The organism is Parasegetibacter sp. NRK P23 (assembly GCF_023721715.1).
Classification (GTDB): domain Bacteria; phylum Bacteroidota; class Bacteroidia; order Chitinophagales; family Chitinophagaceae; genus Parasegetibacter.
Window position 1 is genome coordinate 13,670 of record NZ_JAMDLG010000002.1, and the last position, 22,681, is coordinate 36,350.

Genomic DNA, 22,681 nt, shown 5'->3' on the forward strand with positions numbered 1-22,681 from the left:
TTCAATTAATCAATCAGTTGCTGTTTGCAGGGTAAAACTATTGTAAAGGTAGTTCCTTCGTTTTCTATGCTGTGTACGGTGATCAGTCCGTTGTGTTTCTCAACGATTTTTTTAGCTACGGCAAGACCTATACCTGTTCCTTCAAATTTATCTTTGGAATGAAGGCGGTGAAAGAGGTTGAATATGTTGCCTGCGGAGTGCAAGTCAAATCCTATGCCATTATCTTTAAAAATTATCTTAATGAATTTTCCATCGGGGGATGAAGGCGCGTCAAACGATTTGTTTTCAATATGTTCCGAACTGATGCTGATGACGGGCGGTCGCTTAGGGTGAATGAATTTTAATGCGTTACTAATGAGGTTGTGGAACACCTGCCTTATTTGTCCGGGGATAATTTCCAGCTTCGGGAGGGGGCTTATTTCCACAGTGGCGCTCTTCTCCTTTATGGACAATTCGAAATCATCCAGGATGCCGGTAATTATATCATTTACGTCCGACAACTGAAAGGCGTCATTGCCAGCGGAGAGCCTGGAATAACTCAGGATATCCTGTATCAGGGCTTTCATTCTGTCGGAAGAAATGATGATTTTATCGAGGTAGTTGCTGAAACGCGCGTTCAGGTTGTTCCGGAATTCGTCTTGAAGCATATTGGCGAACATCTGGATTTTCCGGAGGGGTTCCTGCAGGTCGTGCGATGCTACGGAGGCGAACTGTTGCAGGTCGTTGTTGCTGATTTCCAGCGCCTGGTTCAGTACACGCAGGTCACGCGTTCTTTCCTTGACTTTTCTCTCCAGTTCTTCGTTCATCCCCGCGATTTTCTGTTCGGCTTTTTTGATTTCGGTGATGTCGAACATGGAGCCGAGCATCCGGAACGGTGTTCCCTGTTCATCGTGTAGAATATAGCCGCGGTCGAGTATATTGGCGTATTCGCCGTTTTCTTTCCGGAAACGGTATTCCTGTGTCCATTGCGGTTGATTGCTGTTGATAGCGCTCATGATACCGCTTTCAACAGCTGATCTGTCGGCGGGGTGTATGCGCTCCGTCCATGATTTTCTTGTTGTGTGCTCTTCTGATGGCGTGAAGCCGAATTTGGTATAGAAAGTTTCGTTCCACCAGTTTTCGTTGGTGACCAGGTTCCAGTCCCAGAGTGCGTCGTTCGTAGCCCTGGCTACCAGGCGGAAACGTTCTTCACTTTCGGAGAGCGCCCTGGTTCTTTCGGCCACTTTTGATTCAAGCTCGTTGTTGGCTTGTTTGAGTTTATCCTTGGTGGCGATCAGTTCCGTATAATGCTGTTTCAGTTTTTGTTCCGCTGATTTTTTCGTGCTGATATCAGCAATACTCACCACAAATCCATCCATCATTTTCACGGCGGTTATCTCATACCATTTCTGTTTGGACGCGGCAAAAACATCGCCATGCCAGAAAGTATCTTCCTGCACCACTTTCCTGAGTTGCTGGAACAGTCCGTTTTCCTGTAGCAGCGGGAAATGTTTGTTCAGGAGTTGCGGCGCTTTCGTGTCTGCATTGCTGTGCAGCATTTTGTGGGCGGAGTCATTGGCGGTGAGCAGCTGGAAGTCGGTAATCACATGTTGGTTGTCCCTTACGGATTTAAAGGCAAGAATGGCGCTTCTGCTGGAATTGAATACCCCTTTAACGATATTGTTCAGGTGCGTGATGGCGGTGATGTCTACGAAACTCAGGATAAGGCCACCGTTCTTTTTATCATGCCGGAGATAAGGCATGATGCGCATCAGCATTTGTTTGCCGTTCTGCAACGCGATTTCTTTCTCTACCAGGGAATTGTTCCGGAGCACGTCATCCAGATCGCTGTTCAGTTTATCGTAACGGATGTTGTGGGAAATATGGGTAAATGGCCTCCCGTTGTCAGCTTCTATCAGGTTGACCACTTGCAGTGCCGCAGGATTGAATTTTCTGATATTGAGCTGTTGGTCGAGGAATATCTGCGCGATGTCGGTACTCCTGAAATAGTTGTCCAGGTCATCGTTCAGTTCTATCAGTTCCTTAATCTTCAGTTGGTGTTCCGCGTTCAGCGTATGCAGTTCTTCGTTCAGCGATTGCAGTTCCTCATTAGAACTTTGCAACTCTTCATTGGCCGAAAGCAGTTCTTCATTGGAGCTTTGCAATTCCTCGTTGGCGGTTTCCAGGTTCTCCACCGTTTCCTGCAAGGTTTTCCGGGCCTCACTCAATTCGTTTTCCAGCGCCAGCGCGTAGTTGTCGGCAAAGCCCTCATTCAGCACGAGGGGAGGGGGAACGTGTCCTTCAGCATCCTGAATTTCCTGTTCAATAATGGTGATGAGTACCTGTGCCGCCACGGGTTTAATGACGATCTTCCACAAAAGCGGTTGCCCGTTTCTGTTGAAATGGAAGGGCGCGATCACGATTTTCTTCTTTTCCCGGATCGCTTTCCGGGTTTCCGTGCTGATCAGAAAAGATACTTCGGAAGGCACCATGCGCAGGAGGTTCAGGTTAAGGCTGTTCCTGGGCATGGAAAGGAACTGGCCATAATCGCCAAGGGTCTCTGCTATATTGAACTGGTCGTCTACAAAGAAGGAGACCGTTTTTATTTCTTCACTCAACAACCTGAAAACTTCTTCCTGCAGCACAGGTTGCCTTGCGGCAGCCGGTTGCTTATCCTCCCTGCGGGGAATATCTTTAGGCGCCTGTGCCGCTATAAACGACAGATGCTGGCTGTTGAAAGTAGTTTCACTGGTTTTGCGGTAAATTTTCCATTTCTCACTAATGTCCTCCAGGTGCTTTTTCATGGCGCCCACATTTTCGCTTGGACCAAGGAAAACACAGCCACCGCTTTTTACCGCGTACACCAGTGTAGACAACACTTTCTGTTGCAGCGCCGGGTTCATGTAGATGAGCATGTTTCTGCAACAAACCAGGTCATTCTTAATGAAGGGCGCGTCGCTGATGATGTTGTGTTTCGCGAACACCACCTGTTTACGGAGTTGCGGGGTTACCACGAACCCGTTCTCCCTGCGCTGGAACCAGGTGTCACGAAGGGTGGAATCCATCTCCTGGAACGCGGCTTCCGGATAGGCCCCTTTTGAGGCGATGGCAATATTGGCCTCTTCCAGGTCGGAAGCGAAGAGTTTAATGTCGAGGTGTTTTTGCTGTTCCCGTGCCACTTCGTTCAACAGAATCCCAATGGAATAGGCTTCCTCGCCGGTGCTGCAGGCGCTGATCCATACCTTAACGGTGTCGCCATCTTCTTTGTCGGTCAGGAGAGGGGCGATGAATTTATTTTTGAGTAGTTCAAAAGCTTCTTTGTCGCGGAAAAACCGCGTTACGCCTATCAGGAAATCTTTGCCCAGCGCCATACATTCCTCAGGATCGTTTTCCAGTTTCCGCAGGTAATCCGCGGCCGTTCCTATATTGTGTTTCGCCATCCGGCGCAGGATGCGCCGCACGATGGTGGGTGTTTTATAATAATGGAAATCATTGCCCGCCGCCTGGTGGATCAGGTCGAATATTTTCGGTAACACGGCTTCATCCAGGATTTCTTCTTCTGCAGAATGCAACCATTGTTGTTTGCTGTGCACGATGATTTCCGCGGGCATTTCCTGCACGGGCAGCACATGGTCCACATAGCCGGATTGTACGGCGCTGTTGGGCATGCCGTTGAACTTGGCGGAGTCGGGCTCCTGCACCAAAACCACGCCACCACCGCGTTTAACCGATTCAATGCCCCTGGTGCCATCGGAACCGGTGCCTGAAAGAATGACCGCGATGGCCCGTTGTTTTTTCTCCTTGGCGAGCGATTGAAAGAATACGTCCACCGCGTTGTTCGGGGATTTGTCGCCACGCTTTTCTTCGAGTTTTAATTTGTTCCCTTTAACCGTGATCAGCTTATTGTTGGGGATCACATAAACGCAATTGCCGTTCAGTTCCACATTGTCTTTCGCTTCAAACACCTGCATATGGGTATGACGCGCCACAAGTTCGACGAGCAGGCTCTTGTGATCGGAAGAAAGGTGCTGGATGATCACAAAGGAAATGCCGGTGCCGTTCGGCATATTGTCGAAGAATTCATGGATGGCCTCCAGGCCGCCGGCTGAAGCGCCGATCGCCACGATATACTGTTCCTGCTGTGTTCTGGAGGATGTCTTCATATCATGGGTTTTCAGCATTATACTGGAATATTAAGCTTCTCAGACTTTCGGCTATATTGAGTTCTACATCTTCCCAGGGCAGCGATACGCCCGTTACATTTTCCTGCCATAGTTTGAAGGAATACCGCGGATGGTAGGTTCTCATGTCTTTTTCAAAGAAAATCCTTTCCTCCGGGTTTCCGCCCCAGTTGATGGTTTGCACGGTTTCCGGCCGGAAGAGCAGAAGGTATTCATCCCGCTGCGTATTCAATGGAAGGGCCAGCAAGCCACTGGCTATATCCTGGAAAAGCTCAGCCCTGTCGTATTCCACTGAAAGTGCGGCAACGGGCAAGGTGGCGCGCAACTTCCGGGTATGCAGCCAAAGCAGGAGGTCGTCCGTTTCTTCCGGTGGCGGAACGGTGCCAACGCTGTAAGACCGGTTACCGAAATACAGTATCGCGCCGGATGCGGAAAAAAGATCGAGGACGGTTTTGGCGCCAAAGAGTAAACTGCCCGGTACGTCGCCCGTTTTGAAGAGGGCTTCCACCATGGTATTGTACACCTGGTGTACTTTTTCCTCCTTGGTCAAACGTTCACGGTTATACAAAGAAGTGATCTTATTCGAGATGATGCCAGATAACAGTTCGAAAACGGCGCACATGGTATAGTTCATGGTGCGTGCGGTGCGGTGGTGGCAGGCGATGAGCCCCCAGAGTTTACCATTGAAAAGAATACGTGTACTCATGGAAGCATTCACGCGCATGTTGCCCAGGTATTCCAGGTGCACCTTACTTACCCCTCTGATATTACAATCTGATAAGTCTATGAATGTCGCCGTAGCGGGGTTGATAACGGGGTACAACCTTACCGGAGCGTATTCACGGTTGGGAATATACCGGTACGGGTTGGATAGATACAGGTCCCTGGCCTGTTTGGGAATATCGGAAGCGGGGAAGGTGAAGCCGATATACGATTCCATTCCTTCTTCCATGGCCTCCGCCAGTACGTGCCCGTTCCAGTCTTCATCAAACCGGTAAATCATCACTTTATCGAAACCCGAAACCTTTTTCAGTTCTGCCGCCGCCACGGTACATGCCGCCTCTGTGGAAACGGCAGCTTCTATGTTGGACATGGCGTTTTTGATTTTCCTGAACACCCGTACAAAGTGCGCATCTTCACCTCCACCGGAGGGAAGGTTCTCTATCTCCAGGATGAAGCAGTTGTTTTTCCGGTGCGCTATCAGCGTATAGCGTTCACCGTTCAGTTCCCACAATAAAGGGAGCTTTTCCGTAACGCCTTCGGAAAGGTGTGTTTTCAGCTCCGTTATTTCTTTGTCGCTGATGAACTCCGAAAGTTTTTTCTCCACCATGTTGATGGCCGAGACACCGAAAAGCGGGAAGGTGTTTTCACTCACCTGGATGATGGAAAGGCTGTTGATGTCCACCACCAGCAATACCCCGTAAGGTTGTATTACGTTGATGAGGTGGATGGGAACACTTCCACAGAATTCCGAGTCATATTTGCTAAACTGTTCCTGGTTCATTTTCCCTTATCCATTTTTCAAATAACACAAATGTCTGGCCCGCGGTTGTCAACGCCTTTTCCTTTTCCCGCGGAGAAAAGTTTTTTTCATTCAGCACCGAGCAAAATCGCTTCCACCGGTCCAGGGTATCCGCTCCGTATCCTTCAAAAAAGGCGAGTGGTAACCCGGGGTTTCCGGGTATTTTTTTAGCAATCATTTGCGCGATATGCACACCACCCAGCGTTGAACCTTCCAATACATAAAGCGCACCCAGGGCTTCTGCTTCATCAGTTATAACAGGAAGTTCAATACACAAAGGGGTGTTGTGGAATCTGTTCCCCAAAATGTCCAGATCCTTTAATATCCATGCGGCTTTCCTGGAAGATTCTTCCCTGCCCAGTACAGCTTCTATCTTGTTTTCAAGGGGATGGTAATAACCATACATCAATCGTAGAATACTGATGTAGTCTGCATTACAGCTGATATTCCTCAGGTGGCGAAGTAGATTTTTCTCTATTGAGGCATGTGGTATTTTAGTAAAAGATTTAAGGGCTGAAGTGAGATCCGTTTCTAAGTTTAACGACATAAAGTAAAGATATATAAACTTGTAAATGGAACTTCCAGCGCAGTGCTAATTCCGCTAAAATTTTCCGCTTTTGTAAAATATCGGAGTATGCAACTGCCATGAAAAGAAAAAATATGAAAACAACGGCTAACGTTTTATTTTCACTTGTAGATTAAAATCAACAGGATGCATAAAATGGATTTTGATGCGGTGGTGGTGGGATCAGGTCCCAACGGACTGGCGGCGGCGATCACCTTACAGCGTGAAGGGAAAAATGTGTTGCTGGTGGAAGCCAAAAAGGAGATAGGGGGCGGGATGAGAACAGCTGAATTTACCCTGCCCGGCTTCCGCCACGATGTGTGCTCCGCCATTCATCCTATGGCCGGACTTTCGCCTTTTTTCAAAACCATTCCATTTGACAAGCTTGGCCTGCAATTGGTGCAGCCGGAAATCGCAGCGGCGCATCCTTTTGATCACGAACCCGCGGCTTTTCTCAAACACTCCATTGAAGAAACCGCTGCTGCACTCGGGGAAGACGCCGCCTTTTACCGAAAAACTTTCGCTCCCCTCGCTGAAAATTTCCCTTTGCTGATCAATGATATTCTAGGTCCGCTTAAAATGCCTGCGCATCCACTTAAATATGCTGGCTTCGGACTGAACGCGCTGCTGTCGGCCAAACAGTTCGCCGGCCGTTTCCAAACCGAACGTGCGAAAGGACTTTGGGCGGGCATGGCCGCACATTCCATACAACCGCTTTCCAATCTTACGACAGCTGCGATCGGACTGGTATTGATGACGGCAGGACACACTTCCGGCTGGCCGGTACCGGTAGGCGGTTCTCAATCGATAGCAGATGCATTGCTAAAGTATTTTCTTGAACTCGGCGGAAAAGTGGAAACAGGATTGTATGTAACAAGTCTTTCGCAACTGCCATCCGCGCACGCCATATTGTTCGATGTTACCCCCAAACAACTGCTGCAAATTGCCGGACATACTTTTTCGCCCCTCTACAAATGGCAGTTGGAGCGCTACCGCTATGGGATGGGGGTGTTTAAAGTAGACTGGGCGCTGGATGGCCCCATACCTTTTAAAGACGAAAATTGCCGGAAAGCGGGCACCATTCATATCGGCAATACCTTCCGTGAAATTGAAGCCGGGGAAAAACTGGCCTCGGAAGGCGGGCATCCTGAAAAACCTTACGTGCTCCTGGCCCAGCAAAGTGTATTCGACCTCACCCGCGCACCAGAAGGAAAGCAGGTGGCCTGGGCCTATTGCCATGTGCCCAACGGTTCTACAAAAGATATGACCGCGATTATTGAAGCGCAGGTGGAACGTTTCGCCCCGGGGTTTAAAGACAGAATCCTTGCCCGTCACACCATGAACGCCATGCAAATGGAAGCCTACAATCCAAACTACGTGGGCGGAGACATTAATGGGGGAATTATCGATATCGGTCAGTTGTTCACCCGGCCGGCCCTGCGGCGCTCGCCTTATAAAACGAGTAAAAAAGGATTGTACATCTGCTCTTCTTCCACACCTCCGGGCGGCGGGGTACACGGTATGTGTGGGTATCATGCGGCTAAGGTGGCCTTGAAGGATGTTTTCAACTAAATGCTATCCATGCTAAAAAGTCTATTGTTTTTATAGACTTTTATTTGGTTTACTTTTTTTAGTTCACTAATATTGTAGACTTTTAAGTGTTACAACAGATGCTATGAAGTTGAACCTCCTTGCTTTTGCTATTCCCTTCTTCCTGCTGTTCATGGTACTTGAATATGCCGTGGCGCGGCGCCGGAACAAAAAAGTATTCAATCTCCATAATTCCATCGCGAATGTGAGTATAGGCATTGCTGAGCGTCTCCTGGACGTGTTGGTAACCGGAGCTTTCTATTTTGTATACCGTTATATCCAGGAGCATTTCGGATTCTTTTCCATACGTGGCGGGGTGGTGATGTGGGTGATCTTATTTATATGCACGGATTTTATCTGGTACTGGTACCACCGACTGGCGCATGAGGTGAGCCTTTTCTGGGCGGCGCATGTGGTGCACCACCAGAGCGAGGACTTTAATTATACGGTTTCTGCAAGGATCACCGTATTCCAGGCCTTTATCCGCACTGGTTTCTGGGCCGTTCTCCCCTTAATGGGTTTTCCTGCGGAAATGATTACCAGCATATTGCTAATGCATGGGTTGTATCCATTTTTTATTCACACCCAACTGATCGGGAAACTTGGCGTGCTGGAATATATATTTGTGACACCTTCGCACCACCGGGTTCACCACGCCAGCAACGAGGAATATCTTGACAAAAATTATGGAGATGTGCTGATCATATGGGATAAACTTTTTGGCACTTTCCAGGAAGAAAAAGACGTAGAGATCAGATACGGTCTTACCAGGCCGCTCAACAGTTATAGTTTTTTGTGGCAACATTTCCATTTCTGGGCGGAAATTGTTGTGGCCATGCGCACTGTGAAAGGCTGGAAGAAGAAAATGGCCCTATTGCTCGGTAAGCCTGACCTTATACCTGACTATGCACGTACGCGTTCCGAAAATTTCTTCAGAATCAGTAAACACGACAGCCCGGATATAAAAGGAAAACTAAACCAGTATGTGGTTTGGCAAATGGTGCTGATGTTTCCCCTCAGCTTCCTGACCATATTGTATGAACACCAGCTTTCTGGTATGTTGCAGTTTATGTTTGTATTGCTGATCCTGGTTACCCTCATTAATTGCGGGGCCATTATGGAACAGCGGATCTGGGTGTTTCACCTGGAGTTTGCCAGGTGGCTGCTTTGTGTGATTGTTGTATTATATACTTTCCCCAATATGTGGCTGGGCGGTATTTTGATGGCCATTGCGTTGGTGCTGTGCTGCTTCTACGAAACTTCCTGGAAATACTATCTCAGGCTGCTGTATAACCACCGGGTAACGTAGCAGACAAAACATTTTCAACAATGTGTATATTTTACATATTATTCCTATCTTTCGGGAGAAATAACGATTGCCATGCACCACAAACCCCGGCTTGCATTCTCCCAGGTATTCAACATGAGTTTCGGTTTCCTTGGTATCCAGTTTGGATTTGCCCTTCAGAACGCGAACGTGTCACGCATCTTCGAAAAACTCGGCGCCGAGGAAAGTAAACTCGCGATTCTATGGCTCGCCGCCCCGGTAACGGGTTTGCTGGTACAGCCCATCATAGGCTATTATAGTGACCGAACCTGGCATCCGAAGCTGGGACGCAGAAGGCCTTTCTTCCTCGTAGGGGCCATCCTTGCCAGCATTGGTCTGATACTGATGCCCAATTCCTCCGAACTCTGGATGGCCGCGGGATTGTTGTGGCTGCTGGATGCTTCCATCAATATTTCCATGGAGCCTTTCCGCGCATTTGTAGGTGATCTGTTGCCGGATGAGCAACGCACTTCCGGCTTCGCGATGCAGAGTTTTTTTATAGGTACTGGCGCGGTCATCGCTTCCATGCTGCCGTATATTTTCACGAATTATTTCGGTGTAAAAAACACTGCACCAGAAGGTGAGATTTCCGATTCCGTAAAGTGGTCGTTTTACCTGGGGGCCCTGGCATTCCTGGGCGCCGTGATGTACACCGTATTCACCACGAAGGAATACCCGCCGGAGAACCTGGAACAATTGAAAGAGGAGAACAGGAAGGCTTCGGTTTTCAGTGGCCTGAAGGAGTCGTTTCAAGGGATTTTCCAGATGCCTAAGACCATGCTGCAACTTGCGGTGGTGCAGTTCTTTTCCTGGTTCGCGTTGTTCGCGATGTGGATTTATACGACGAGAGCAATGACGAGCCATGTATATGGAACAACGGATACCACTTCTGCTTTGTACAATGAAGGCGCGGATTGGGTAGGCGTTTGTTTTGCCGTATACAATGGCGTGGCGGCGGTTTTTGCGCTGGCGCTGCCCTGGCTGGTGAAACGTACAAGCAGGAAGCTCACCCATCTGTTTTGCCTCATGGCTGGGGGCATCGGCTTAATTTCCATCTATTTTATTTCAGATCCCAATATGTTGCTGGTGTCCATGATCGGTGTAGGTATCGCATGGGCGAGTATTTTATCCATTCCCTACGCCATGCTGGCCGGCTCGCTTCCGCCGGAAAGAATGGGGTACTTTATGGGGGTGTTTAATTTCTTTATTGTGATCCCTCAGATTGTGGCCGCGGGTATACTCGGTTTCCTGCTGGAAACATTCTTCGACAGTTCGTCCATCTTCGCATTAGTGATCGGCGGCGTATCCATGATACTTTCCGGCCTGTTCTGCCTTGCTGTCGCGGATGGCAAAAAAGTTAAACTTCCACTTGAACAATAACAGATGAAAAAGATACTGATCGCCCTGCTGCTGCTCCATGCCAGTTTTTGTTTCGCGCAAATGCCCGACGTATATCCCACCAACTGGTGGGTAGGTATGAAGCGGGGTTCGCTTCAGTTACTTGTTCATGCCGATACGGTGCTTTCACCCAAAAATGTACAGGTGAAATACCCCGGGGTTCAGGTGAAAAAAATCACCTTGCTGGAGAATCCGCATTACCTGGTAATTGACCTGGTACTTGATAAGAACGTGAAGCCCGGTACCTTTCCCATTAAAATGATGGCAGGCGGAAAACATGTGACTGTTCCTTATACGCTGATGCCCCGCGATCCGGGCAATGGTAAAACGCGTATCAGAGGCGTGGACGCATCGGATTTTATTTACCTCGTTTTGCCCGACCGTTTCAGCAACGGGGATCCTTCCAATGATGTTGTTCCGGGTATGTACGATACGGTTTGTAACCGCGCCATTCCTTCTGCCCGACATGGCGGCGACCTCAAAGGCATTCAGCAAAAACTGGATTACCTGGACGATCTTGGTGTTACCGCACTTTGGCTCAACCCGGTGATTGAGAACGATATGCCCGCTAAAGAAGAAGGGGGACGCCCACTCAGTGGGTTTCATGGCTACTGGTTCACGGATCATTATACTGTGGACCGCAGGATAGGCGGGAACAAGGCATACCTTGAACTGGCTGACGCTGTTCATAAAAAAGGCATGAAACTGATCCAGGATGCCGTGTATAACCATGTGGGTTATACGCACTGGTTCATTCTTGACCTGCCCATGAAAGACTGGATCCACCAATGGTCGCCTTACAGAAATACGTCGTACAAGGACCAGACGCTGATGGATCCTTATGCGTCAAAAGAAGATGCCCGCACCATGAGTGATGGCTGGTTCACCCACAATCTTCCCGACCTCAACCAGAAAAATCCTTACCTGGCTGAATTCCTTATCCAGCACGCGATATGGAGCACCGAAATGTTCGGGCTGGATGGCTGGCGCATTGATACCTATGCTTACAACGACCTGGAATTTATGAACCGTTGCAATGCCGAATTGCTGAACGAATACCCGCAACTGGGGCTTTTCGGCGAAACATGGGTGCATGGCGTGCCCAACCAGGCTTTTTTTACGAAGAATAAAATGAAAGGCATTTCTTTTTCTTCTAACCTGCCGGGCGCAACGGATTTTCAGGTATATTTCGCCATGATGAGCGCACTTAATCAACCCGATGCATGGACCGAAGGGCTCACTAAATTGTACACCACGCTCGCACAGGATTTTCTCTATGAAGATCCTTATAAGCACTGTCTGCACCTCGATAACCACGATCTCGATCGTTTCGTTTCCGTAATTGGTGAGGATTCCGCCAAATATAAAATGGGCATTACCTGGTTGCTTACCCTGCGCGGTATACCGCAATTGTATTATGGCACGGAAATTCTGATGAAGAACTTTAAAAATCCTTCAGACGACGCCGTTCGGGAAGATTTTCCAGGTGGCTGGAAGAACGATAAGGTGGATAAATTCAGGAAAGAAGGCAGAACGCAGGCAGAGAACAGCGCTTTTGAATTGGTAAGAAAGCTCGCCGGTTACCGGAAACGAACACCCGCGCTGCAGCATGGAAAACTAATGCAGTATGTGCCGGAAAATGGCGTGTACGTGTATTTTAGGTACGATGAAAACAAAACTGTGATGATTGCTGCGAATACAGGAAAGAACAAGGTTGACCTTTCCACAGCGCGTTTTTCAGAAAGGATAGGGGCACACAAAACAGGCCTGGAGGTGCTTTCAGGTGCTACTGTTGCATTGGATAAGCTTTCTCTCGCGCCATTCGAAACCCTGGTGATCGAACTCCGCTAGGTTATTTTCTCCCTTACTTACCGTTAAAACACCTATTGTCTGGCATGGTACTGGAGGTGTAAATTTGTGTTCTGCCGGCAGGTGTTCACAAACCACCGATGTTTGTGCGCAGGATAATTCATCCACCGCGATAGAAGGGGTGATTCATGAAAACAAATGTGTATGATGGGAAAAGTGATGCAGGGAGCAGGCTTGGCGAAGCTGTTCACTGGTTAAAAGAGATTGTTCCTCAGATTTTAATAATATCACCCGGGAACTTTTTCGGGTGATATTTTCCTCGACCCATGCAGGTTGAAGAATCGATGAAATACAATTGTGGTGCATAGAATGGTGCAACTCCTTATTTCGTATCTTCATCGAAACGCACGGAATGACAAACCAATCACCTGGAAACGATCAGCATGGAGCAAGGAAAAGCCGTGGTAAAAAGGCCGGGTTAAAAAATTATGAAGCGTCAAATTTTATTGATACTTCAAAACCAGTCTGGAACTATTCTCTTTTTACCCAGGAAGATATCGCCAATTACCAGGCTGGAACCCACTATAGTGTGTACGAATTGATGGGGTCGAAAGAGATTGAAGTGCTTGGCCGCAAAGGTATTTACTTTGCCGTATGGGCGCCCAACGCCACCTTAGTTTCCGTGAAAGGTAATTTCAACGACTGGAACCATACCACGCATCCGTTAACGCCGAGGTGGGAGAAATCAGGTATTTGGGAGGGCTTCGTGCCCGACCTGGGTCTGGGTGAAGTATACAAATACTTTATCAAAGGATATAACGGCACTGAACTGGATAAAGGTGATCCATTTGCTCATTTCTGGGAGAAAAGACCGAGCACCGCTTCCATAACCTGGGACCTCCACTATGAATGGAACGATGGTGAATGGATGGAGAAAAGAAAAAAGCACAACAGCCTGAACGCGCCCTGGAGCGTATATGAAATGCACCTCGCAAGTTGGATGCGTCCTGATCCGAACGACGAAGAATCGTACAATACATACGAGCAGATCGCGGAAAGACTGGTGCCGTACCTGCAGGAAACAGGGTTCACCCATGTAGAGTTTATGCCGGTGATGGAACATCCATTCGATGGTTCCTGGGGTTACCAGGGTACGGGTTATTTTGCGCCAACATCAAGGTTTGGAGATCCGCAGGGGTTTATGAAACTCGTTGACCTGCTGCACCAGGCGGATATTGGCGTGATACTCGATTGGGTGCCTTCACATTTTCCTTATGACGCGCATGGCCTGTTCATGTTCGATGGTGCGCACACCTACGAGTATGCGGATATGCGTAAAGGTTACCATCCGGATTGGAACTCTTATATCTTCAATTATAAGAGGGGAGAGGTCAAATCTTTTCTGATCAGCAGCGCGCGTTTCTGGCTGGAATACTTTCACATCGATGGTATACGGGTAGATGCCGTTTCATCTATGCTGAAACTGAACTACAGCCGGGGAGCAGGGCAGTGGGAACCCAACGAATTCGGCGGTGACGGTAACCTGGAGGCCATCGCTTTTATCAAGGACCTGAACGAAACGGTGTACCGTGATTTCCCTGATGTGCAAACCATCGCGGAGGAAGCCACCGATTGGCCGGGGATATCCAAACCAACTTTCCAGGGTGGACTTGGTTTCGGCATGAAATGGATGATGGGATGGATGCACGATACACTGGATTATTATAAGATGCATCCTTATTACAGGAACCATTACCAGAATAAGTTCTCGTTCAGTATGATGTATTTCTACGACGAAAACTTTATGCTCCCGCTGAGCCATGATGAAGTGGTGCATGGAAAATCGCCGATGTTGTATAAAATGCCGGGGGATGAATGGCAGAAGTTCGCGAACCTGAGGGTGTTGTACACCTATATGTTTATGCACCCCGGAGCAAAATTGCTGTTCATGGGCAACGAGTTCGGACAAACCTCCGAATGGAATTACCATAGGGAACTCGATTGGTTCCTGTTGGAATACAATGCGCACAGTGGATTGAAGGATTGTGTGAGTCAACTGAATAAATTGTACCGGAACGAGCCGGCCTTGTATGAGAAGCAGTTTCATCCTGATGGGTTCGAATGGGTGGACCTTAACCATAGAAACGAATGCATCGTTGTGTTTAAAAGAAAAGGAACACACGGTAAGGATGATGTGCTCGTGATCCTGAACATGTTACCCGAACCGCGGTTTGATTGGGAAGTGCACGTTAAAGACAAGCAGGATTGGAAAGAAATATTCAACAGCGATGAGAAAAGATTCGGTGGAACGGGCGATGTGTACAATGTGCAGATCATATCGGAAGTAGTGGACAAAAAAGAAAAATGGTACAAAATAAAAGTGCAGATTCCACCATTAGCCGCTATCGTACTTAAATAAGCGCCTGAAAGATGGGGGATGAAAGAGAGGAAGGGGCAAAAAAATACCCCGCCAGGGGCGGGGTGTAAGATTTGGTGGTCGGGCAAGTCCGGGTTGGACTGTTTCCATTGGGTGGATCTTTCAAACGGGCATTGGATCAACGGGTTTTCATAAGAATTGGACAGCGGTTTTCAGGATATTGGACTTTCTTGGTTTTTCGGATACCGGATACTTGCGTCAACAGTGTAAAGATTACACTTTGTGCGCATCCGGAAAATAAAATAGCGCACTGATTTTGTGCGCTATCTGATAAATTTAACTTGATTTAAGGGGTATTCCGGAACGTATAGAGGAAACACTTATCTGCTGTTGATGCGGATCAATGATTCGATGAATTACATCCGTTCAGGAACCCTGATGCCCATTAATCCCATACCGGAACGGATCACCGTTGCGGTGATCAGGGCCAGTTGAAGCCGCAGTTCCTTTTTCTCCGGATTCTCTGCGTTACCAATAGAATGTTCGGCATAAAACGAGTTGAATGTTTTCGCCAGGTGGAAAACATAATTTGCGATCAGCGAAGGATTCATTTCCTGACCCGCCTGCTCTATGATGGAAGAATACTGTTCCAGTTGAACGATCAGTTCCTTCTCCAAAGGAAACAATGGCCCTGAATAGAGTGATCCGGTGGGTTGTTCCTTCCGCAAAATGGATTTGATCCTGGCGTGTGTGTATTGCACGAATGGACCGGTAAAGCCGTGGAAGTCGATGGATTCCTCGGGGTTGAATACCATCCGTTTTTTAGGATCCACACGGAGGAGGAAAAACTTGAGAGCGCCCAATCCGATCAGGTTATAAAGGTCTTCCAGTTCTTCCGGGGTAAAATCTTTCACCTTGCCCAGTTCTGTGGTATGGCGGGCCGCGACGGCTTCCATTTCTGCTACCAGGTCATCGGCGTCTACCACGGTGCCTTCGCGGCTCTTCATCCTACCGGAGGGGAGTTCCACCATGCCATAGGAGAGGTGGTTGATACCGGCTGAATTCGGGAGGTTGAGCTTCTGGCAGATGAGCTTCAGCACTTTCATGTGGTAGTTCTGTTCGTCGCCTATCACGTAAATGCTTTCGTCCATCCGGTAGTCCTCGTACTTCAGGTTAGCAAGTCCCAGGTCCTGGGTGATGTATACGGACGTGCCGTCTTTGCGGAGGACGAGCTTTTCGTCTAATCCTTCGGCGGTAAGGTCTATCCATACGCTGCCATCTGGTTTACGGAAGAAGACGCCGTTGGCGAGCCCCTCTTCCACGTATTGTTTGCCGAGCAGGTAGGTACCGCTCTCGTAGTAGGTTTTGTCGAAATCGGAGCCGATTTTGTTGTAGGTGACCGCGAAGCCGTCGTACACCCATTGGTTCATGTTCTTCCAAAGGTCGAGTGTGGCGGGGTCGCCCTCTTCCCATTTCAGGAGCATGGCCCGCACTTCACGCATGATGGGGGTATTGTTTCTCGCGATTTCTTTGAGTTCCGCTTTAATTTCCTCCTGCTTTTCCGGGGGAAGTGTTGCTGCTCTGAGTTTCGTAAGGAATACACCGGTTTTTTCCCGGTCGGCTTCCTGCACGGCAGTAAGATCACCAGCCATTATTTGCTGGAGCACGGGAGTGGTTTCCTCCTTCAGGGCATTTTCAAATTGCACGTAGTAATCGCCCACCAGGTGATCGCCTTTGATGCCTGTTGAAGCGGGAGTGGCGCCATTGGCAAACCGCTGCCAGGCGAGCATCGACTTACAGATATGTATGCCACGGTCGTTCACGATGGAGGTTTTAAACACTTCGTGTCCGTTCGCTTTTAATATTTCAGCTACCGACCAGCCGAGGAAGTTGTTCCGGAGATGCCCCAGGTGCAGGGGTTTGTTGGTATTGGGTGAAGAATATTCCACGACCACCTTTCTGCCGGAAGCGGCCGCTTTGCCGTAATCGGCGATGCTGTAACTGTCATGTAAAAACTTCGTCCACCAGGTTTCGGGCAACGAAAGGTTCAGGAAGCCTTTTACAATATTGAAACCCGCTACCAGAGAGGGTTCCTGCTCCATGAGTCTTTCTCCCAAAGCTTTGCCCAGGGCATCGGGTGATTGTTTCAGTTGTTTCACCCAGGCAAAAAGTACCACGGTGTAGTCTCCTTCAAATCCCTGGTTCGTTTGGTTTACCTGGATGTCTTTTTCCGGGCAATCGATACCGTATAATTCCTTTAACGCGCTTTTCGTAGCCGATCTGATCGCTTTAATGATGCTCATTCCGCTGTTTTTATCCGGGCAAAAGTACGATTTCAGGGAGAAGTGGGAAATATCTCCTGTTTTTAACAAGCGGTTCATATTTCCAATAATTATCTTTGCCGGGAGTAACCAATAATTCAGGCCCGGATGCGCAACCAAGTTCAGAACCTTGTTCTTCCACTTATCGACTTTTTTCATCCCCCTTTCCGGCGGATCATGAACCTGCAGACTTTCCGCTACGCGGTTTGCGGGGGCGTAAATATGGTGCTGGGACTTGCCATTTACTACGTCGTATTTAAATATGTACTTTGGGAGCAGGAACTTGACCTCGGATTCTACGCGTTTAAGGCGCACGTCGCAGCCTTGTTCTTCTCCTTCGTATTTAATGTGCTGTTTGGCTTCATCCTGATGCGTTACCTGGTTTTCAGTGAATCGAATATTCACCCCAGGATACAGTTGTTCCGCTATTTTATGGTCTGCCTTTTCAACCTGGTACTCAATTACCTGATGTTGAAACTGCTGGTGGAGATATGTGGTATCTATCCTACCATTGCACAGCTTTGTACGGTGGTAGTGGTAGTGGTGACCAGCTACATCGCACAGAAAAAATTCTCTTTCGCCACTAAAACTTCACCATAATATCGGCATCGCCTTCGCAGGAAGTCCGGATGCGGAGGTATTCATTCAGCGGATAGATGCCGCCGATATAAAAATCTTTCAACCCGCCTTTCAGCGAAATGTTCTCGTTGATCTTCCTGTTCATGCCTTTCCCGGCGATCTCCGTCAGTTGCGCGAGGTAAGGCGAGGCATCGAAGCTGGCGTATTTTTTAAGTTCGGTTAGAATCTTATTACTGAAGAGCCACTTGGCCGATTTGAGTACAAAATCTTTGGTGCGGAGGTCATAATTGAGGTCTTTCACTTCCAGCAATTTTTTGTCGCGGGAGTAGGTGGGTTTACCGGTAAGGTAGAGTACGCCTTTGTCGGAACCGCTGAAGCTGAGTTGCAGCACCAGGTTTTTATTGGAGCCGTACACTTTCACGGCATCCATGATCATGTATTTTTTCACCGGGCCATTGTCGAGGTCGATGCGTTGTCCTTTTACTCGTTCGGTTACCAGCTTGCTCAGGGAGTCGTAGTTCAGTTGTGCGTCGAGGTGGATGCGGAACCCGCTTTTGGGCGTGAAATCGCTGAGGTTGGGAAGGCCGGTCTGGCGAACGGGTTTTTCTTCAAAACTGATCTCAGGGCGGGCGCTTACACCGAACGAAAGGTGGAGCGAATCGTTCCGGGCCACGAGGCTGCTCACGCGGATCCGTTCCGGTTGAATGCGCAGGTGACCCAGGCCATACAGGGGCCAGTCGCGTTGTAACTGGTCCCACACTTGTTGAAAGTAGGGGCGGAGTTTAATTTTTGAAAGCGTATCCTGGAGAAAAATCCTGGAACTGTCGAGTTGAAGTTTCAGGGCATCCATCACCGTTTTGGTGACATCATATTTTACGAAGCACATCTCGCATTTATCGATGGGCCTGGGTTCCATTCTTTCAATATAATTCTGCAACGTATAATCAGGGAGTATGGAGAAATTGGCTTTGAAGCCTACCTCCACTTTTCTTTCCGGTTCATTGAAGCCACAGCTGCAGGGTGGCGTCCAGGCAGTTACGGGCGTGGTGCCGATGCAGGCGCGCTGGCTGCCCCGCACTTTGTAAAAACCGGTGAAGCCCAGTTCAACCGAATTGCCGTAAGCTTTTATTTTGAGTGGTCCTCTTCTGAAGTGGTACTGGTATTTGGTATCACAGCCATCCTGGATAAATTGTGTGGGCCATCCCGGACTGGTATATACTTTCTCCACCTGCTTTTCCGCCATCGCGAACAATGGTTTCAACGCGATGTGCACGGGGATGTCTATTTCAGAAAGTGGAATGGAATCCTGTGCCACAGCCTCCAGGGGCGGTTGCTCCGGAATGATTTTTCTCGAACATCCGGTGATGAGCAGTATCGAAATAATAATCAGCGGCAGAAGGAAATTTTTCATGCCACGAATATAATGGTTCACGGGTTTAGTTCTATGGCTTGCATCTTAATAAAAGAACAATATTTAGTAGGGGAATTTACTTAATCAGGATCGGTAAAAAATGTATGGTAAACGAGCGTTTTTTAAGGGGTGATTTACTGGTTTCCGTGAATAGTTTTGAGTAGTTTAGCGCACCGTATTTATATTAAATTCAACCCGATGAAAATACACAAAACCCTTATGGCCTGCGGTGTCGCGGCAGGACTAGTACATGGAGAGCTGAAAGCGCAATTCGCGCATGGCCCGTACATTGGACTGGAAGTAAAAACCGCCGTGCCCATGAATAAAACTTTCACGCGCGACTTTAACCAGGGATACGGGTTTTTATTGAAAGGCGCGGCCCAGATCGGAGACAGGGCTTTCTACACGATGAGCATGGACTATATGTTGCATGCCGCGAAACCTGAAAAATTAGCTACGGGTCTTTTCAAAACCAAAGAAGTACTCACGCTGCAAACCGGCTTCAGGTATAATTTTGTGAAAGAAGAAGAAGCCACCGCCGGCTTTTTTGTAGAGCCGCAGATTGGATGGCTCCTGGTAGGAAAGGACTATAACACTTTTGCTTATACACCGGTTGTGGGCTATAGTTTTGGCGGAAAGTTCGATGTATCAGCCTGGTACAGGGGCACAACCTCTGGATTGACGGCTGCACGCTTAAAGATGTTTGGTGTTGCGGTAGCGTACAACATCTTCCTGAACGGGGGAGGATCGGAGGATTAAGTGTTCTTCGCTTTTGTTCCTTTATATTGTTTTTAGTGTTTAAAAGAAAATGGTGCCCCAACTGAGGCACCATTCCTTTTAGAAAGCGGCTTTGTAGGTTTTTTCTCCAAACACCGTCAGGTAAATGATCTTAAGGTCGAGCAGCGGGGTCCAGTTCTCCACGTACCAAAGATCGCAGGCGGTTCTGTTGTCGCGCTGTTCTTTGGTTTCCGTGGGGCCGCGCCAGCCGTTCACCTGTGCCCAGCCGGTAATACCGGGTTTCAGGTAGTGGCGCACCATGTAATGGTCCACTTCGTTTTGCATCACTTCATTCAGGAACACCCGGTGCGGCCGGGGGCCCACCACGCTCATGTCGCCCACCAACACATTCAGGAACTGCGGCAGTTCATCGAGGTTGTATTTCCTGATGTACTTACCGATCCTGGTGATGCGCGGATCGTCTTTGGTGGTCGACTGTGTACCCGAAGCATCGTTCTGGTACATGCTTCTGAACTTGTACACGCGGAAGGGTTTTCCCCCTTTGCCAAGCCTTGTGGGGAAATAGAAAACCGGTCCTTTCGATTCCAGTTTAATAAGAATGCCCAACACAATAAAGAGTGGCGCCAGCATCAACAGTACGAAGGACGAGAAGGCCACGTCGCAGCAGCGTTTGAGCAACGCGTAACGAAACTTGTCAAGCGATACTTCCCTGATGTTGATCACGGGCATTTCCCCGAAATTGTTCGTTTTGTAGCTTCTTCCCAACAACCGAAAGTAGTCGGGAATCATCCTGATGCGCATGCCGTGGAAGTCCGCGCGGTCGGCGATAAACTGTATCTTCTCATCCAGGTGCGTGGGGATGGCGATGATCACTTCATTCGCCCGGTGTACTTTCTGTATGGCATCAAATTCGGCGATGGTACCCAGTACGCGGGCGTCTTCCGATTGTGGCGCTTCATCGTCCAGGAATCCCACCACTTTGTAACCCAGGTCGGGGTTTTCTTCAAAATAACCATCCAACTGCCGACCTACTCTTCCGGCCCCTACAATGATGGTTCTTCTCACATTCTTCCCATTGATGCGCAGCCTGATCACCGCTTTGTACAGGATGTAGTTCAGCGTAAGATCAATCACCGGGAACGAAAGCATAATGGTGAGGAACTGCGGTTTGGTGTAACCGGAAGGAATGTTGAAGACCAGGAAGAACAACGCGATGGCGCCCATAAACTCCGCATGACTTTTTACATCATTACGGAACCGTTTTTTCAGGCTCGTATGCAGGTTAACGTAATACACCTTGTTCCTGGAAGTAACGAAGAACCAGGTGAGCACGATGGTGGTGAGGTAAAGCAGATGGTTCTCAAGAAATGTAAAGCCTTTAAAGAAAACATGAAAGCCTGTAAATACGCCCGTCAGGATCATAAAATCGGTGGAGGCGTATATAAAACTGAGTTTTCGGTCTGATCGGATCATGTATATTGGATTTGTCGCTTTTCAGAGAATATGGTTTAGTTCAATGCGCTTCCGCTTTGGCGGGTCGTGGTTGTTGTTGATCTTGTTCATATTTTTCTTTTGTTGTTTACCAGCAAATACCCTGATAGTTCAGTTGAGCCACATCGCTTTTCACGCGCACCAGGTCGATGACGATTTTGTCTTTCAGCAGTTCGCGGTGTGCGGCGAGGTCGAAGTTCCTGTGGTTGATGAGTACTACATCAGACTGGCAGATGGCCCTCGCGGGCTCATCGCAAACCAATTCCGACAAGTGCGGCAGGTGGTGGTTGATGAATGCTTTGTTGGCGCCTACAAGTTTGGAGAGGTGCACGTTCTTATCGTAAATCGAAAGGGTATATCCTTTGCCGATCAGTTTTTCGGCCAGGTCAACCGAAGGGCTGTAACGAAGGTCGTCGGTACCTTCTTTGAAACTGAGCCCGATAAAGCAGATTTTTTTCTTTCCCGTTTTGGCGATCATGTCAAACGCAACCTGTTTCTGGTGCTCATTGGAATGGTGAATACTTTGCAGCAGGGGAGAAGTGAGGTAATGATCGTGCGCCAGGGTGGCGAGTCCTTTCAGGTCTTTTGGTAAGCAGGAGCCGCCGTAAGCGAAGCCCGGTTTAAAATAAGCCGGGGAAATGTTCAGGTGCGTATCCTTGCAGAACAGTTCCATCAAGGGGTGCGAATCTATATTCAATGCTTTACAGATATTCCCTACTTCGTTCGCGAAAGTGATTTTCAGGGCATGAAAAGAGTTGTTCACGTATTTAATCAGTTCGGCCACTTTAATTTCCGTGATGATGATCTCTCCTTTTATGTCCTTGTACAGCGAGGATATTTTCTCAATGGAAGGCTGGTGGTCGCTGCCGATCACCGTAATGGCGGGATTATAATAGTCACTCACGGCGGAGCCTTCGCGCAGAAACTCCGGGTTAGACACCACGGCGAATGCTTCATTCTTTTTCTTCCCGGAATGTTCCGCTATAATGGCGGCTACTCTTTCGTTGGTACCGGGCATGACGGTACTCCGGATAACTACGGTATGAAATTCGTTTTTTTGAGCAATGGCTTCGCCGATCTGTTCCGCGGTACGAAAAAGGTAATCCAGGTTAAGCTGACCAGTTTCGGAAGAAGGCGTACCCACGCAGATGATGCTGGTTTCGGTTGTGGTAACGGCTTTCAGGTAATCGGTGGTGGCGCTGATTTTCCCCGCGGCATGTTCGGTTCTGATGATTTCGTCGATGTCTTTCTCCACGATGGTGGGAACGCCGTTGTTGATGAGTTCTACTTTTTGTTCCTGCACATCAACGCCTACAACTGTATGTCCGTTCTTCGCGAGGCAGCCTATACTTACGCATCCTACATATCCTAGTCCAAAGATTGAAATTCGCAT

Annotated in this window: 14 protein-coding genes; 7 read left to right on the forward strand and 7 right to left on the reverse strand. The window is 48.5% G+C overall.

Going from position 1 to position 22,681, the window contains the following annotated elements:
- Nucleotides 1–5: 5 nt before the first annotated feature.
- From M4J38_RS16410 to M4J38_RS16420, 3 genes are read right to left on the reverse strand one after another with little or no spacing between them, the layout of a single operon-like run.
- Nucleotides 6–4,142 (reverse strand): chemotaxis protein CheB, encoded by a 4,137-nt coding sequence (locus tag M4J38_RS16410; protein ID WP_251760885.1) that lies wholly within the window; start codon nucleotides 4,140–4,142, stop codon nucleotides 6–8.
- A gap of 1 nt (nucleotide 4,143) precedes the next feature.
- Nucleotides 4,144–5,664, reverse strand: coding sequence for a GAF domain-containing protein (locus M4J38_RS16415; protein ID WP_251760886.1), 1,521 nt, complete (start codon nucleotides 5,662–5,664; stop codon nucleotides 4,144–4,146).
- Entirely contained in the window at nucleotides 5,645–6,229 is a 585-nt protein-coding gene (locus tag M4J38_RS16420) for a biliverdin-producing heme oxygenase (protein ID WP_251760887.1), read from the reverse strand. The genes M4J38_RS16415 and M4J38_RS16420 overlap by 20 nt, the downstream gene beginning before the upstream one ends.
- Nucleotides 6,230–6,394: 165 nt before the next feature.
- Here M4J38_RS16420 and M4J38_RS16425 point away from each other — a divergent pair, with 165 nt between their 5' ends.
- The 5 genes from M4J38_RS16425 to glgB all read left to right on the forward strand — a co-directional run bounded on the left by M4J38_RS16425 (nucleotide 6,395) and on the right by glgB (nucleotide 14,790).
- Nucleotides 6,395–7,819, forward strand: a complete 1,425-nt coding sequence (locus tag M4J38_RS16425) for an NAD(P)/FAD-dependent oxidoreductase (RefSeq protein ID WP_251760888.1) — start codon at nucleotides 6,395–6,397, stop codon at nucleotides 7,817–7,819.
- 103 nt (nucleotides 7,820–7,922) lie between these two features.
- Nucleotides 7,923–9,146: a sterol desaturase family protein gene (locus tag M4J38_RS16430; RefSeq protein ID WP_251760889.1), complete on the forward strand. Its 1,224-nt coding sequence runs from the start codon at nucleotides 7,923–7,925 to the stop codon at nucleotides 9,144–9,146.
- A gap of 72 nt (nucleotides 9,147–9,218) precedes the next feature.
- Entirely contained in the window at nucleotides 9,219–10,544 is a 1,326-nt protein-coding gene (locus tag M4J38_RS16435; protein WP_251760890.1) for an MFS transporter, read from the forward strand.
- Nucleotides 10,545–10,547: 3 nt separating this feature from the next.
- Nucleotides 10,548–12,413, forward strand: a complete 1,866-nt coding sequence (locus M4J38_RS16440) for a glycoside hydrolase family 13 protein (protein ID WP_251760891.1) — start codon at nucleotides 10,548–10,550, stop codon at nucleotides 12,411–12,413.
- Nucleotides 12,414–12,783: 370 nt separating this feature from the next.
- Nucleotides 12,784–14,790, forward strand: coding sequence for a 1,4-alpha-glucan branching protein GlgB (glgB, locus tag M4J38_RS16445; RefSeq protein WP_251760892.1), 2,007 nt, complete (start codon nucleotides 12,784–12,786; stop codon nucleotides 14,788–14,790).
- Between the two features lie 374 nt (nucleotides 14,791–15,164).
- Here glgB and argS read toward each other — a convergent pair whose 3' ends face one another.
- Nucleotides 15,165–17,129, reverse strand: a complete 1,965-nt coding sequence (argS, locus tag M4J38_RS16450; RefSeq protein ID WP_251760893.1) for an arginine--tRNA ligase — start codon at nucleotides 17,127–17,129, stop codon at nucleotides 15,165–15,167.
- Between the two features lie 48 nt (nucleotides 17,130–17,177).
- Between argS and M4J38_RS16455 the strand changes: the two genes are divergently transcribed.
- Nucleotides 17,178–17,669, forward strand: coding sequence for a GtrA family protein (locus M4J38_RS16455; RefSeq protein WP_251760894.1), 492 nt, complete (start codon nucleotides 17,178–17,180; stop codon nucleotides 17,667–17,669).
- Here the strand turns inward: M4J38_RS16455 and M4J38_RS16460 are convergent.
- Entirely contained in the window at nucleotides 17,653–19,059 is a 1,407-nt protein-coding gene (locus M4J38_RS16460) for a DUF4403 family protein (protein ID WP_251760895.1), read from the reverse strand. The genes M4J38_RS16455 and M4J38_RS16460 overlap by 17 nt on opposite strands.
- A 198-nt stretch (nucleotides 19,060–19,257) precedes the next feature.
- Here M4J38_RS16460 and M4J38_RS16465 point away from each other — a divergent pair, with 198 nt between their 5' ends.
- Nucleotides 19,258–19,818, forward strand: coding sequence for a hypothetical protein (locus M4J38_RS16465; protein WP_251760896.1), 561 nt, complete (start codon nucleotides 19,258–19,260; stop codon nucleotides 19,816–19,818).
- Between the two features lie 78 nt (nucleotides 19,819–19,896).
- Here the strand turns inward: M4J38_RS16465 and M4J38_RS16470 are convergent, their stop codons facing one another.
- Both M4J38_RS16470 and M4J38_RS16475 read right to left on the reverse strand, forming a co-directional pair.
- A complete protein-coding gene (locus tag M4J38_RS16470) occupies nucleotides 19,897–21,270 on the reverse strand; it encodes an undecaprenyl-phosphate glucose phosphotransferase (protein WP_251760897.1) in 1,374 nt (457 codons plus the stop codon).
- 106 nt (nucleotides 21,271–21,376) lie between these two features.
- A complete protein-coding gene (locus tag M4J38_RS16475) occupies nucleotides 21,377–22,681 on the reverse strand; it encodes a nucleotide sugar dehydrogenase (protein WP_251760898.1) in 1,305 nt (434 codons plus the stop codon).

Coding starts and splice junctions, on each gene's coding strand:
- M4J38_RS16410 (WP_251760885.1), bottom strand. CDS start 4,142: ATGAAGACATCCTCCAGAACACAGCAGGAACAGTATATCGTGGCGATC.
- M4J38_RS16415 (WP_251760886.1), bottom strand. CDS start 5,664: ATGAACCAGGAACAGTTTAGCAAATATGACTCGGAATTCTGTGGAAGT.
- M4J38_RS16420 (WP_251760887.1), bottom strand. CDS start 6,229: ATGTCGTTAAACTTAGAAACGGATCTCACTTCAGCCCTTAAATCTTTT.
- M4J38_RS16425 (WP_251760888.1), top strand. CDS start 6,395: ATGCATAAAATGGATTTTGATGCGGTGGTGGTGGGATCAGGTCCCAAC.
- M4J38_RS16430 (WP_251760889.1), top strand. CDS start 7,923: ATGAAGTTGAACCTCCTTGCTTTTGCTATTCCCTTCTTCCTGCTGTTC.
- M4J38_RS16435 (WP_251760890.1), top strand. CDS start 9,219: ATGCACCACAAACCCCGGCTTGCATTCTCCCAGGTATTCAACATGAGT.
- M4J38_RS16440 (WP_251760891.1), top strand. CDS start 10,548: ATGAAAAAGATACTGATCGCCCTGCTGCTGCTCCATGCCAGTTTTTGT.
- glgB (WP_251760892.1), top strand. CDS start 12,784: ATGACAAACCAATCACCTGGAAACGATCAGCATGGAGCAAGGAAAAGC.
- argS (WP_251760893.1), bottom strand. CDS start 17,129: ATGAACCGCTTGTTAAAAACAGGAGATATTTCCCACTTCTCCCTGAAA.
- M4J38_RS16455 (WP_251760894.1), top strand. CDS start 17,178: ATGCGCAACCAAGTTCAGAACCTTGTTCTTCCACTTATCGACTTTTTT.
- M4J38_RS16460 (WP_251760895.1), bottom strand. CDS start 19,059: ATGAAAAATTTCCTTCTGCCGCTGATTATTATTTCGATACTGCTCATC.
- M4J38_RS16465 (WP_251760896.1), top strand. CDS start 19,258: ATGAAAATACACAAAACCCTTATGGCCTGCGGTGTCGCGGCAGGACTA.
- M4J38_RS16470 (WP_251760897.1), bottom strand. CDS start 21,270: ATGATCCGATCAGACCGAAAACTCAGTTTTATATACGCCTCCACCGAT.
- M4J38_RS16475 (WP_251760898.1), bottom strand. CDS start 22,681: ATGCGAATTTCAATCTTTGGACTAGGATATGTAGGATGCGTAAGTATA.